The organism is Kluyvera sp. EC_51, from assembly GCF_019584505.1.
Lineage (GTDB): Bacteria > Pseudomonadota > Gammaproteobacteria > Enterobacterales > Enterobacteriaceae > Kluyvera > Kluyvera sichuanensis.
In genome coordinates this window covers 1-13,457 of sequence record NZ_VDAG01000027.1, presented here as the reverse complement: position 1 = coordinate 13,457, position 13,457 = coordinate 1, and the positions used below count along the sequence as shown (strand labels likewise).

General features: G+C 55.4%; 13 protein-coding genes. 10 read left to right on the top strand and 3 right to left on the bottom strand.

Features of this window, described 5'->3' with window-relative positions; translation table 11 throughout:
- Positions 1 to 177: 177 nt before the first annotated feature.
- The 4 genes from tatA to tatD are packed head-to-tail and all read left to right on the top strand — an operon-like array spanning position 178 to position 2,549.
- Positions 178 to 432 carry a Sec-independent protein translocase subunit TatA gene (tatA, locus tag FHC49_RS07500; RefSeq protein WP_035894425.1) on the top strand — a complete coding sequence of 85 codons (255 nt, stop codon included), beginning with the start codon at positions 178 to 180 and terminating at the stop codon, positions 430 to 432.
- A 3-nt stretch (positions 433 to 435) separates the two neighbouring features.
- Positions 436 to 957: a Sec-independent protein translocase protein TatB gene (tatB, locus tag FHC49_RS07495; protein WP_185669746.1), complete on the top strand. Its 522-nt coding sequence runs from the start codon at positions 436 to 438 to the stop codon at positions 955 to 957.
- 2 nt (positions 958 to 959) lie between these two features.
- On the top strand, positions 960 to 1,724 hold the full coding sequence (gene tatC / locus FHC49_RS07490; RefSeq protein ID WP_185669745.1) for a Sec-independent protein translocase subunit TatC: 765 nt from the start codon (positions 960 to 962) through the stop codon (positions 1,722 to 1,724).
- Between the two features lie 30 nt (positions 1,725 to 1,754).
- Positions 1,755 to 2,549, top strand: a complete 795-nt coding sequence (gene tatD, locus FHC49_RS07485) for a 3'-5' ssDNA/RNA exonuclease TatD (protein WP_185669744.1) — start codon at positions 1,755 to 1,757, stop codon at positions 2,547 to 2,549.
- Position 2,550: 1 nt separating this feature from the next.
- Here the strand turns inward: tatD and rfaH are convergent, their stop codons facing one another.
- Complete coding sequence (rfaH, locus tag FHC49_RS07480) at positions 2,551 to 3,039, bottom strand: transcription/translation regulatory transformer protein RfaH (protein ID WP_185669743.1); 489 nt, start codon at positions 3,037 to 3,039, stop codon at positions 2,551 to 2,553.
- Between the two features lie 162 nt (positions 3,040 to 3,201).
- Here rfaH and ubiD point away from each other — a divergent pair, with 162 nt between their 5' ends.
- A complete protein-coding gene (gene ubiD / locus FHC49_RS07475) occupies positions 3,202 to 4,680 on the top strand; it encodes a 4-hydroxy-3-polyprenylbenzoate decarboxylase (RefSeq protein ID WP_220439435.1) in 1,479 nt (492 codons plus the stop codon).
- 87 nt (positions 4,681 to 4,767) lie between these two features.
- Positions 4,768 to 5,469, top strand: a complete 702-nt coding sequence (gene fre, locus FHC49_RS07470; RefSeq protein ID WP_185669741.1) for an NAD(P)H-flavin reductase — start codon at positions 4,768 to 4,770, stop codon at positions 5,467 to 5,469.
- A gap of 175 nt (positions 5,470 to 5,644) precedes the next feature.
- Here fre and fadA read toward each other — a convergent pair whose 3' ends face one another.
- Both fadA and fadB read right to left on the bottom strand, forming a co-directional pair.
- The gene (gene fadA, locus FHC49_RS07465) at positions 5,645 to 6,808 is read right to left on the bottom strand and encodes an acetyl-CoA C-acyltransferase FadA (protein ID WP_035894432.1); all 1,164 of its coding nucleotides are present in this window, start codon (positions 6,806 to 6,808) and stop codon (positions 5,645 to 5,647) included.
- A 9-nt stretch (positions 6,809 to 6,817) separates the two neighbouring features.
- Positions 6,818 to 9,007, bottom strand: coding sequence for a fatty acid oxidation complex subunit alpha FadB (gene fadB / locus FHC49_RS07460; RefSeq protein WP_220439434.1), 2,190 nt, complete (start codon positions 9,005 to 9,007; stop codon positions 6,818 to 6,820).
- 191 nt (positions 9,008 to 9,198) lie between these two features.
- On the opposite strand from fadB, the gene pepQ reads away from it, so the two are divergent.
- From pepQ to hemG, 4 genes are read left to right on the top strand one after another with little or no spacing between them, the layout of a single operon-like run.
- Complete coding sequence (pepQ, locus tag FHC49_RS07455) at positions 9,199 to 10,530, top strand: Xaa-Pro dipeptidase (protein ID WP_185669738.1); 1,332 nt, start codon at positions 9,199 to 9,201, stop codon at positions 10,528 to 10,530.
- The gene (locus FHC49_RS07450) at positions 10,530 to 11,144 is read left to right on the top strand and encodes an IMPACT family protein (protein WP_220439433.1); all 615 of its coding nucleotides are present in this window, start codon (positions 10,530 to 10,532) and stop codon (positions 11,142 to 11,144) included. The genes pepQ and FHC49_RS07450 overlap by 1 nt, the downstream gene beginning before the upstream one ends.
- A gap of 42 nt (positions 11,145 to 11,186) precedes the next feature.
- Positions 11,187 to 12,638: a Trk system potassium transporter TrkH gene (trkH, locus tag FHC49_RS07445; RefSeq protein ID WP_185669736.1), complete on the top strand. Its 1,452-nt coding sequence runs from the start codon at positions 11,187 to 11,189 to the stop codon at positions 12,636 to 12,638.
- A 12-nt stretch (positions 12,639 to 12,650) separates the two neighbouring features.
- The gene (gene hemG / locus FHC49_RS07440) at positions 12,651 to 13,184 is read left to right on the top strand and encodes a menaquinone-dependent protoporphyrinogen IX dehydrogenase (RefSeq protein ID WP_185669735.1); all 534 of its coding nucleotides are present in this window, start codon (positions 12,651 to 12,653) and stop codon (positions 13,182 to 13,184) included.
- The last annotated feature ends 273 nt before the right edge of the window (positions 13,185 to 13,457 follow it).

Here is a 13,457-nt window from a genome sequence, read left to right as displayed (position 1 = left end):
GCATAACGTATAATGCGCGCTGATTATTTCATCATCTATGCACAAAATCATTCAAGCTGCGTCAAGGCGGCAAGTGAGTGAATCCCCTGGAGCTTACATCAGTAAGTGACTGGGGTGAACGAACGCAGCCAACGCAGAGGCGGCTTGAAGGATGAAGTGCATATCAGAGGGATATGTATGGGTGGTATTAGTATTTGGCAGTTGCTGATTATCGTCGTTATTGTGGTTCTGCTTTTCGGGACTAAAAAGCTGAGCTCACTGGGATCCGACTTAGGTTCGTCTATCAAAGGCTTTAAGAAAGCCATGAGCGATGAGGACGACACCAAAAACAAAGCGGACCAGGATGCAGATTTCACTGCAAAATCAATCACTGATAAGCAGGAAAGTGCAAAGAAAGACGAAGCGAAACGCCACGACAACGAGCAGGTGTAATTCGTGTTTGATATTGGTTTCAGTGAACTGCTGCTGGTGTTTATTATTGGCCTCGTTGTGCTGGGGCCAAAACGCTTGCCGGTAGCAGTGAAGACGGTTGTTGGCTGGATACGCGCGCTGCGCTCTCTGGCGACAACCGTACAAAACGAGCTGACGCAGGAGCTTAAACTCCAGGAATTTCAGGACAGCCTGAAAAAAGTGGAGAAAGCGAGTCTGGATAACCTGACGCCAGAACTGAAGGCCTCTATGGATGAGCTGCGTGAAGCGGCAGAGTCGATGAAGCGTTCTTACACGGCGCACGATCCTGAAAAGGCGAGCGACGAGGCCAATACCATCCATAATCCGGTGGTGAAGGAGAAGGACGCTGCGCAGCCTGAAGTGGCTGAGCCACACGTCGATGAGCCTAAAGCGCCGTCCGCTGAGGCGCCCGCGCCTGACGCCGAGGCAGTAAAGCCAGCAGAGAAAGAAAAAGCCCCTGCGGCCGTTGTTCCTGATTCATCCCCCGCATCGAGTGATAAACCGTAAATATGAGCGTAGAAGATACTCAACCGCTGATCGCTCATTTGATTGAGCTACGTAAACGCCTGCTCAACTGCATCATTGCGGTCATCGTGATTTTCCTGGCGTTAGTCTACTTCGCCAATGACATCTATCAGATGGTCTCCGCCCCGCTGATCAAACAGATGCCGGCTGGCGCGACGATGATTGCCACCGACGTGGCGTCACCGTTCTTCACGCCGATTAAGCTGACCTTTATGGTCTCGCTGATCCTTTCCGCACCGGTCATTCTCTACCAGGTATGGGCGTTCGTTGCGCCTGCGCTGTACAAGCATGAGCGCCGTCTGGTGGTACCGCTGCTGGTCTCCAGTACGCTGCTGTTCTATATCGGCATGGCGTTCGCCTACTTTGTGGTGTTCCCGCTGGCATTTGGCTTCCTGACCCATACCGCGCCGGAAGGGGTGCTGGTCTCGACCGATATTAAAAGCTACCTCGATTTCGTCATGTCGCTGTTTATTGCGTTCGGCGTGTCGTTTGAGGTGCCGGTGGCGATCGTGCTGCTGTGCTGGGTGGGCGTGACCACGCCGGACGATCTACGCAAAAAGCGTCCGTACGTGCTGGTTGGCGCATTCGTTGTTGGCATGTTGCTGACCCCGCCGGATGTGTTCTCGCAAACGCTGCTGGCGATTCCGATGTACTGTTTGTTTGAGGTGGGGGTCTTCTTCTCTCGCTTCTACGCTGGGAAGCGACTCACGCGTGATGAAGACGCGGAAGAAGAACAAACTGAAGAATAATCACCAACCGCCCGCCAGGGCGGTTGTCATATGGGAGTGATGATGTTTGACATTGGGGTCAATCTGACCAGTTCGCAGTTTGCTCGCGACCGTGATGACGTGGTGGCACGCGCTCGCGCCGCCGGTGTACACGGTATGCTGTTAACTGGCACCAACCTTCATGAAAGCAAAGCGGCGCAACAGCTGGCTGAACGCTTCGATTGCTGCTGGTCCACCGCCGGTGTACATCCGCATGACGCCAGTAGCTGGTCGTCAGAAGTGGCAGAGGCTATCTATACGCTGGTTAATAAGCCGGAGGTAGTGGCGGTGGGCGAGTGTGGCCTCGATTTTAATCGTAACTTCTCTACCCCGGCTGAACAGGAAGCGGCGTTTACCGCACAGCTGGCGATGGCTTCCGAGCTCGGAATGCCGGTATTCCTGCACTGCCGCGATGCGCATGACCGTTTTCTCACCCTGCTGGAGCCGTGGCTCGACCATTTACCTGGCGCTGTGCTGCACTGCTTTACCGGAACGCGGGATGAGGCGCAGGCGTGTCTCGATCGCGGATTGTCGATTGGTATTACCGGCTGGGTATGTGATGAACGTCGTGGGCTGGAGCTGCGTGAGCTGCTGCCGATGATCCCGGCGGATAGGCTACTGCTGGAGACGGATGCGCCGTATCTGTTACCGCGCGATATGACCCCGAAGCCTGCATCAAGACGCAATGAACCGGCTTATGTGACGCATATTCTTGAACGAGTTGCCGGTTGGCGGGGTGAAGAGGTGCAATGGCTGGAAGCCGTCACAGACAATAACGCCAGACGGCTGTTTAATATCCACTTTTAGCTTAAGCTTTGCGGAAGTCGGTGTTTTTGACGCTCTGCTTAATTTGTTTGTTTAGCAGGTTAAGCAGCAGCATGGAGCGCGCTTCTCCGTCCGGTTCGGAAAAGATAGCCTGAAGTCCCTCGAACGCCCCTTCGGTAATGACGACGCTGTCGCCTGGGTACGGCGTTTCTGGGTCGGTAATATCGTCAGGTTGGTAGATGGATAGCTGGTGAATCACCTCAGGTGATACCGTCGCCGGCTGCGTACCAAAACGAACAAAGTGGCTGACGCCGCGAGTGGCGTTGATGGTCGTAGTATGGATAACTTCGGGATCAAACTCGACGAACAGGTAGTTCGGGAATAGAGGTTCACTGACCGACGTACGCTTCCCGCGCACCATTTTCTCAAGCGTAATCATTGGCGTCAGGCAATTGACGGCCTGCCGTTCCAGATGTTCCTGAGCACGCTGAAGCTGCCCACGCTTGCAATACAGTAAATACCAGGCTTGCATAATGACTCTTCCCAAAGTTTAGCGCGCAAGCATAACAAAAGTAGGGCTAAAGCGCGATGTTGAATGTCGCTGCTTAAATTTACGCTAATTTAACAAAAATACAGCATCACAGGACCATTCGCCGTATACTAGGGCGCTTACCAGGAGGCCAAGAATTACCCCATGAAATACCATGACCTACGCGACTTTCTGACATTACTTGAACAGCAGGGCGAATTAAAGCGCATTAGCCTCCCGGTTGATCCCCATTTGGAAATTACCGAAATTGCCGACCGCACGCTGCGTGCCGGTGGCCCCGCGCTGCTGTTTGAAAATCCTAAAGGTTATGACATGCCGGTGCTCTGCAACCTGTTCGGTACGCCCAAGCGCGTTGCGATGGGGATGGGGCAGGAAGATGTCAGCGCACTGCGTGAAGTGGGTAAACTCTTAGCCTTTTTGAAAGAACCTGAACCGCCAAAAGGTTTTCGCGATCTGTTCGATAAACTGCCGCAGTTTAAGCAGGTGCTGAACATGCCGACCAAACGCCTGCGTGGCGCCCCTTGTCAGCAAAAAGTTATCTCCGGTGACGACGTTGATTTGTCCCGCATTCCGGTGATGACCTGTTGGCCGGAAGATGCCGCACCGCTGATCACCTGGGGTCTGACGGTGACCCGTGGCCCGCATAAAGAGCGGCAGAATCTGGGTATCTATCGCCAGCAGGTGATTGGCAAAAACAAACTGATTATGCGCTGGCTGTCGCATCGCGGCGGCGCGCTGGATTTCCAGGAGTGGTGCGCGGCGCATCCGGGTGAACGCTTCCCCGTATCCGTTGCCCTTGGGGCCGACCCGGCGACCATTCTAGGTGCGGTGACGCCGGTGCCGGATACGCTTTCCGAGTATGCTTTCGCGGGCCTGCTGCGCGGTACCAAAACGGAAGTGGTGAAGTGTATATCCAACGATCTGGAAGTGCCTGCCAGCGCGGAAATCGTGCTTGAAGGGTATATTGAGATTGGCGAGATGGCGCCGGAAGGCCCGTACGGCGACCATACCGGCTATTACAACGAAGTGGATAGCTTCCCGGTCTTTACCGTCACGCATATTACCCAGCGTGAAGATGCTATTTATCACTCCACCTATACCGGCCGTCCACCGGATGAGCCGGCGGTGCTGGGCGTGGCGTTGAACGAAGTCTTCGTGCCTATCCTGCAAAAACAGTTCCCGGAGATTGTTGATTTCTACCTGCCGCCGGAAGGGTGTTCCTATCGCCTGGCCGTCGTCACCATGAAAAAACAGTATGCGGGGCATGCAAAACGCGTAATGATGGGCGTATGGTCGTTTTTACGCCAGTTTATGTACACAAAATTCGTGATTGTCTGCGATGATGACGTCAACGCACGCGACTGGAACGATGTGATATGGGCGATTACCACCCGAATGGATCCCGCACGGGATACGGTTCTGGTCGAGAACACGCCGATTGATTATCTGGATTTCGCCTCGCCGGTTTCTGGCCTGGGGTCGAAAATGGGCCTGGATGCCACCAATAAATGGCCTGGGGAAACCCAGCGCGAATGGGGCCGTCCTATCAGGAAAGATCCCGCCGTTACGGCGCGTATTGATGAAATCTGGGACGAGCTGGCCATTTTCTCCGACGATAAATGATAATGATATCCTTTGAGTCCTCCACGCCGCGGACAACGCATCCGCAGCGTGAAGTGTGATGAGGAAAAGACCCGACAGAGGGAGCGCATGACAACCTTAAGCTGTAAAGTGACCTCGGTGGACGCCATTACCGATACGGTATATCGCGTTCGTTTAGTACCCGAAGCTGACTTCTCATTTCGTGCCGGGCAGTACCTGATGGTGGTGATGGATGAGCGCGACAAACGTCCGTTCTCCATGGCCTCTACGCCGGATGAAAAGGCGTTTATTGAGCTGCATATTGGCGCGTCAGAGCTGAATCTGTACGCCATGGCGGTGATGGATCGTATCCTCAAAGAACGTGAAGTGGTTGTCGATATCCCGCACGGCGAAGCCTGGCTGCGTGAAGAAGACGATCGTCCGTTAGTGCTGATTGCTGGCGGTACCGGGTTCTCTTACGTCCGTTCTATCCTGCTGACCGCACTGGCGCAAAACCCGAACCGCGAAGTGGCGATTTACTGGGGCGGCCGTGAAGAGAAGCATCTGTACGATCTCTCTGAGCTGGAAGCGCTGTCGGTGAATCACCCGAATCTGCGTGTGGTGCCGGTCGTTGAGCAACCGGAAGAGGATTGGCGCGGGCGCTCTGGTACCGTGCTGACGGCGGTGCTGCAGGATTACGGTACGCTGTCGAACCACGATATTTATATTGCCGGTCGTTTTGAAATGGCCAAAATTGCCCGTGATCTGTTCTGCAACGAACGTCAGGCGCGTGAAGATCGTCTGTTCGGCGATGCGTTTGCCTTTATCTGAAAGGCAATAAAAAACCCGCCCCTGACAGGCGGGAAGAACGGCAACTAAACTTTGTTGTGGTTGCATGCTGGATAAAACGCGGTGCGTTGTTTTCTGGCATGGGTGCCGGGGGCGTTGCGCTGGCCTGGCCGACAATAACGATATACTGCGCGCCCCGACTTTCGGGGCGCGTTTTTTATACGCGCTCGATAACCGTCGCGATACCCTGACCTAACCCGATGCACATGGTTGCCAGACCAAACTGGACATCCTTGCGCTCCATCAGGTTTAGCAGGGTGGTGCTGATACGCGTACCGGAGCACCCCAGCGGGTGGCCCAGCGCGATCGCGCCGCCGTTCAGGTTGATCTTCTGGTCGATCTGCTCCATCAGCCCCAGATCCTTAATGCAAGGTAGGATCTGTGCGGCAAACGCTTCGTTCATCTCAAACAGGTCAATATCGTTCGCGGTCAGACCGGCTTTCTTCAGCGCCAGCTTCGAGGCCGGAACCGGGCCGTAACCCATAATCGACGGGTCGCAGCCGACCACCGCCATCGAACGAATACGCGCGCGTGGCGTTAAGCCCAGCTCGCGAGCGCGGCTTTCGCTCATCACCAGCATGGCGGAAGCGCCGTCGGAGAGGGCGGAAGAGGTGCCTGCGGTTACCGTACCCGTCACCGGGTCGAAGGCCGGTTTCAGCGTGGAGAGCGCTTCAACGGTGGTCTCCGGACGAATCACCTCGTCATAGTTAAACTGCTTCAGTACGCCATCTGCGTCATGGCCGCCGGTCGGAATGATTTCATTCTTAAAGGCACCTGATTGTGTTGCAGCCCAGGCGCGGGCATGGGAGCGGGCGGCAAACGCATCCTGCATTTCACGGCTAATACCGTGCATACGGGAGAGCATTTCTGCCGTCAGGCCCATCATACCCGCGGCTTTCGCCACGTTACGGCTCATGCCCGGATGGAAATCGACGCCGTGGCTCATCGGCACGTGGCCCATGTGTTCCACGCCGCCTACCAGACAAACCTGTGCGTCGCCGGTCATGATCATACGGGCCGCATCGTGCAGCGCCTGCATGGAAGAACCACACAGACGGTTCACGGTAACTGCCGGGACCGAATGGGGAATTTCCGCCAGCAGCGATGCGTTACGGGCGATGTTAAAGCCCTGCTCCAGCGTCTGCTGTACGCAGCCCCAGTAGATGTCGTCAATGGCCGCCGCTTCCAGCGCGGGGTTACGCGCCAGCAGGCTACGCATCAGGTGCGCGGAGAGATCCTCAGCGCGCACGTTACGGAACGCACCGCCTTTGGAGCGGCCCATCGGGGTACGAATTGCATCAACAATAACAACCTGTTCCATCGTGACTCCTTAAGCCGTCTTCAGCTCACCAGCCGGGCGGGCTGGCTCAACCGGTGGATAATACGCGTCGTTATGGCGCGCTTTGTCGCGCAGGCCGGCCGGGACTTCATACAACGGGCCGAGGTGCTGGTACTGCTGCGCCATATCGAGGTACTTCGCGCTGCCGAGCGTATCCAGCCAGCGGAATGCGCCGCCGTGGAACGGAGGGAAGCCCAGGCCGTAGACCAGCGCCATATCGGCTTCTGCCGGGCTGGCGATGATACCTTCTTCCAGGCAGCGCACCACTTCGTTGACCATCGGGATCATCATACGGGCAATAATCTCGTCGTCGCTGAAATCGCGCTTCGGCTGGCTAACGTCTGCCAGCAGGCTATCGACCGCTGAATCTTCTTCCTTCTTCGGTTTGCCCTTGCTGTCTTCTTTATAACGCCAGAAGCCCAGGCCATTTTTCTGGCCGTAACGGCTTGCCTCGAACAGCGCATCGATAGCGTCGCGATAATCTTTCTGCATACGCTGCGGGAAACCGGCGGCCATGACCGCCTGTGCGTGGTGCGCGGTATCAATACCCACTACGTCGAGCAGGTAAGCTGGGCCCATTGGCCAACCGAACTGTTTCTCCATTACCTTATCAACCTTGCGGAAGTCCGCGCCGTCGCGCAGCAATTGGCTGAAGCCGGCAAAGTATGGGAACAGCACGCGGTTAACGAAGAAGCCAGGGCAGTCGTTCACCACGATAGGCGTTTTGCCCATCTGGCTTGCCCAGGCGACCACTTTCGCAATGGTGCTTTCTGAGGTTTTCTTACCGCGGATGATTTCGACCAGCGGCATACGGTGCACCGGGTTGAAGAAGTGCATGCCGCAGAAGTTCTCCGGGCGCTCCAGCGCATCGGCCAGCTCACCGATTGGAATGGTCGAGGTGTTAGAAGCCAGCACGGTATCCGGGCGTACTTTCTGCTCGGTTTCTGCCAGTACTGCTTTTTTCACCTTCGGGTTTTCCACGACGGCTTCAACGACCACATCAACACGGTCGAAACCGGTGTACTCCAGCGTCGGCTGAATGGTTGAAATCACGCTTGCCAGCTTCAGACCGTTGATTTTGCCGCGCTCAAGCTGTTTGTTGAGCAGCTTGCTGGCTTCGGTCATGCCGAGGGTCAGCGACTTTTCATTTATATCCTTCATAATCACCGGCACGCCTTTCCAGGCGGACTGGTAAGCGATCCCGCCACCCATGATGCCCGCACCGAGTACGGCGGCATGTTTTGGCGGTTCGATGTGTTTAGTCAGTTTCTTCGCCTGGCCTTTTACGTATTGGTCGTTGAGGAAAATACCGACCAGCGCACGGGCCTCATTGGAGTGGGCCAGTGGAACAAAGCTTTTGTTTTCCAGATTGAGCGCTTCTTCACGGCCAAAGCGCGCCGCGGCTTCAATCGTTTTCACCGCCGTGATCGGCGCCGGGTAGTGTTTGCCCGCCGTTTGCATCACCATCGCTTTGGCGATAGAGAAGCTCATGGTGGCTTCAATCTTGCTGAGCTTCAGCGGTTCAAGCTTCGGCTGACGCTTGGCTTTCCAGTCGAGGTCGCCATTAATCGCCTGACGCAGTACCGCCAGCGCGCCATCGACCAGTTTTTCCTGCTTAACGACACCGTCCACCAGGCCAATCTTCAGCGCCTGATCGGCACCGACATCTTTACCGGCGGCGATGATTTCCAGCGCGCTATCGGCACCCAGCAGGCGAGGCATACGAACCGAGCCGCCGAAGCCTGGCATGATTCCCAGCTTGGTTTCCGGCAGGCCGATACGCAGATCTGGCGTTGCCAGACGGTAGTCAGTGGCCAGCACGCATTCGCACCCGCCGCCCAGCGCATAGCCGTTGACGGCAGAAATGGTGGGGACCGGCAAATCTTCCAGACGGTTGAAGACGCTGTTGGCGAAGTGCAGCCACTGGCTGAACTGTTCTTCTGGCACCAGGAACAGCGAAAGGAATTCGGTGATATCCGCGCCGACAATAAAGGCCGCCTTTTCAGAGCGCAGCAGCAGCCCCTTCAGCTCTTTTTGTTTTTCGAGGACGTCGAGCGCCTGGCCGAGGCTGGCTACGGTTGCGGTATCTAATTTGTTAACTGAGCCAGGGGCATCGAACACCAGTTCGGCAATGCCATCTTCCAGCCAGTTGAGGTACAGGGTGTCGCCTTTGTAGAGCATGTCAGTCTCCTGAATCCAGCAAAGTGATCTGGTCATACCAGATAATCAGGAGTGTGTATTTTGTGTTAAATAAATGCAAATAAGACTTTAAATATTTGCTGGTCGGATCACGTCCGGCGGAAATCACGCAGGGTGGGAGAGGTGTGCTAATATGCGGTGACTAAAGGGTAAAAAAATCAGAAGGGTAAATAATGGAATCACTGGCCGCACTCTATAAAAATCATATTGTTACCTTACAAGAGCGGGCACGTAACGCACTCGACCGTTTCAAGCTTGATGCGCTGCTTATCCACTCTGGCGAGCTGATGAATGTTTTTCTGGATGACCACGCGTACCCATTCAAGGTCAACCCGCAGTTCAAAGCCTGGGTGCCGGTTACTCAGGTACCAAACTGCTGGCTGCTGGTAGATGGCGTCAACAAACCTAAGCTGTGGTTCTATCTGCCGGTGGACTACTGGCACAACGTTGAGCCACTGCCGACCTCGTTCTGGACGGAAGACGTTGAAGTCATTGCGCTGCCAAAAGCAGATGGCATTGGCAGCCAGCTGCCCGCTGCGCGCGGCAACATTGGCTATATCGGTCCGGTTCCGGAGCGTGCGCTGGGCTTAGGCATTGCCGCGAACAACATCAACCCGAAAGGGGTGATTGACTACCTGCACTACTATCGCGCCTATAAAACCGATTACGAGCTGGCCTGTATGCGCGAAGCACAGAAGATGGCGGTGAACGGCCATCGTGCGGCGGAAGAAGCTTTCCGTTCCGGCATGAGCGAGTTTGATATTAACCAGGCTTACCTGACAGCCACCGGTCATCGCGATACCGATGTGCCTTACGGCAATATCGTGGCGCTGAATGAGCATGCATCCGTGCTGCACTACACCAAGCTGGATCACCGTGCTCCGTCGGAAATCCGCAGTTTCCTGCTGGATGCTGGAGCAGAGTACAACGGTTATGCCGCTGACCTCACCCGTACCTGGGCGGCGCACAGCGACAACGATTTTGCGCAGCTCATTAAAGATGTGAACACTGAACAGCTGGCGCTGATTGCCACCATGAAGGCGGGCACCAGCTACGTGGATTACCACATCCAGTTCCATCAGCGTATTGCCAAACTGCTGCGTAAGCATCAGATCGTGACCGACATGAGCGAAGAAGCGATGGTCGACAATGACCTGACCGGGCCGTTTATGCCGCACGGTATTGGTCACCCGCTGGGCCTGCAGGTGCATGACGTTGCCGGCTTTATGCAGGATGACACCGGCACGCATCTGGCCGCACCGTCTAAATACCCGTACCTGCGCTGCACTCGCGTGCTGCAACCGGGCATGGTGTTGACCATCGAACCGGGCATCTACTTTATTGAGTCACTGCTCGCGCCGTGGCGTGAAGGTCAGTTCAGCAAGCACTTCAACTGGCAGAAAATTGAAGCGCTGAAGCCGTTTGGCGGCATTCGTATTGAAGATAACGTGGTGATCCACGAGAACAATATCGAAAACATGACGCGTGACCTGAAACTGGCGTAATGGAAAGCTGGCGAATACCGGCCGAGCCGGTCACCTTCGTTGAAGAGATAAAGAAGAGCCGTTTTATCACCCTGTTGGCGCATACCGACGGGGTAGCGGCGGCGAAAGCGTTCGTTGAGTCGGTTCGCGCCGATCACCCGGATGCCCGCCACCACTGCGTGGCGTGGGTCGCGGGCAGGCCGGATGACTCGCAGCAGCTTGGCTTCTCAGACGATGGTGAACCGGCGGGAACGGCCGGTAAGCCGATGCTGGCTCAACTGATGGGCAGCGGCGTCGGTGAAATTACCGCCGTAGTGGTTCGCTACTACGGCGGCATCTTGTTAGGCACTGGCGGGCTGGTAAAAGCCTACGGTGGCGGCGTACAGCAGGCGCTCAATCTGCTGACAACGCAGATCAAAACGCCGTTAACCGAATATACTCTGTTATGTGAATACGGGCAGCTCGCGGGTATCGAATCGTTGGTTGGGCAATATGCCGGGCAGATTGTTGCCAGCGATTATCAGGCGTCGGTTCAGCTCCGTATCGCGCTTCCGCAGGCAAAAGTGCATGATTTTTCCGCGAGACTGGCGGATTTTAGTCGTGGTTCATTGCAATTGTTAGCGATTGACGAATAATCCCCCTCCTGACTTTTTTGATTATCAAAGGACGCGCCGGAAATGCATTTTCGTGCCATTACTCGAATTGTTGGACTTCTGGTCATCTTATTCTCGGGGACAATGATCCTCCCGGGATTGGTGGCTCTGATTTACCGCGATGGCGCCGGGCGCGCATTTACTCAAACCTTTTTTGTTGCGCTGGTGATTGGTTCGCTGCTGTGGTGGCCGAACCGCCGGGAGAAGGGTGAACTGAAATCCCGTGAGGGCTTTCTGATCGTCGTCCTGTTCTGGACGGTGCTGGGCAGCGTGGGTGCGCTACCGTTTATCTTCTCCGAACAGCCGAACCTGACGGTTACCGATGCGTTCTTTGAATCGTTCTCGGGTTTAACGACCACCGGGGCGACTACGCTGGTGGGGCTGGATTCATTACCTCACGCTATCCTCTTCTATCGACAGATGCTGCAGTGGTTCGGCGGTATGGGGATCATTGTGCTGGCGGTAGCTATCCTGCCTATCCTTGGCGTCGGTGGGATGCAGCTATATCGAGCAGAAATGCCCGGGCCGCTGAAAGACAATAAGATGCGCCCGCGAATTGCCGAAACAGCGAAAACGCTGTGGCTTATCTATGTGCTGCTGACGGTAGCCTGCGCGCTGGCGCTGTGGTTTGCCGGAATGCCCGCGTTCGATGCGATTGGACACAGCTTTGCGACCATCGCCATCGGCGGCTTCTCCACTCATGATGCCAGCGTTGGTTTCTTTAATAGTCCCACCATCAACACCATTATTGCTATCTTCCTGCTGATCTCCGGCTGTAACTACGGCCTGCACTTCTCTTTATTAAGCGGGCGCAGCCTGAAGGTGTACTGGCGTGATCCGGAATTCCGCATGTTTATTGGCGTGCAGCTGACGTTGGTGGTTATCTGTACCCTGGTGCTGTGGTTCCATGACATCTATAGCTCGGCGGTGACGACGCTGAACCAGGCGTTCTTCCAGGTAGTCTCGATGGCGACGACAGCGGGCTTCACCACCGACAGCATTGCGCGCTGGCCGCTGTTCCTGCCGGTTCTTCTTTTATGTTCGGCCTTCATCGGCGGCTGTGCGGGTTCAACGGGCGGTGGCTTGAAGGTCATTCGTATTCTGCTGCTGTTCAAGCAGGGGAACCGTGAGTTGAAGCGCCTTGTTCACCCGAATGCGGTCTACAGCATTAAGCTGGGTAACCGCGCGCTGCCGGAACGTATTCTCGAAGCGGTATGGGGGTTCTTCTCCGCCTATGCGCTGGTTTTCATTATCAGCATGCTGGCGATCATCGCCACCGGCGTGGATGATTTCTCGGCGTTCGCCTCCGTCGTGGCGACGCTGAATAACCTCGGTCCTGGGTTGGGCGTGGTGGCGGATAACTTTGCCAGCATGAATCCAGTGGCGAAGTGGATCCTGATTGCGAACATGCTGTTTGGTCGTCTTGAAGTCTTTACGCTGCTGGTGTTGTTTACCCCAACATTCTGGCGCGAATAACAGGAGTCAGCGTTGAAAACATTAATGCTCTTTTCTACCCGTGATGGGCAGACGCGTGAAATTGCAGCCTATCTCTGCTCGCAGCTGAGCGAGCAGGGTATTGATACCGCGATGGTGAACCTGAACCGTACGGAAAGTATCGATTGGCAGCTGTATGACCGGGTAGTGATTGGTGCTTCAATTCGCTACGGTCATTTCCATCCTGCGCTCGACCGTTTTGTAAAAAAACACACTGCGGCGCTGCAGGCAATACCGAGTGCGTTTTTCGCCGTAAACCTTGTGGCGCGTAAACCAGAGAAGCGTTCTCCGCAGACCAACAGTTACACGCGCAAGTTTCTGCTGCGTTCTCCGTGGCAGCCAGATGCCTGTGGCGTGTTCGCGGGCGCACTGAGATATCCTCGCTACCGCTGGTTTGACCGTGTGATGATTCGCCTCATTATGAAGATGACCGGCGGTGAAACGGATACCAGTAAAGAAGTGGTGTATACCGACTGGGAGCAGGTGGCCGGTTTTGCCAAAGAAATCGCGCAACTTTCGCGCAAATAGGGCGCTAATTCGGCGCATTGCCTGGAAATTGAGCGAACGAAAAGTTTTTTCAGAATTATGCTTGCGGGATCTCAATTACTCCCTATAATGCGGCCCCACTGAGACGGAACAACGGCAAACAAGCCGCCGGGTCAGCGAGATTCTTCTGAGAATCTCAACAGAGAAAAGCGAAATTAAACGCTTGACTCTGAAAGAGGAAAGCGTAATATACGCCACCTCGCAACAGTGAGCGAAAGCCGTGTTGCACTGCTCTTTAACAATTTATCAGACAAT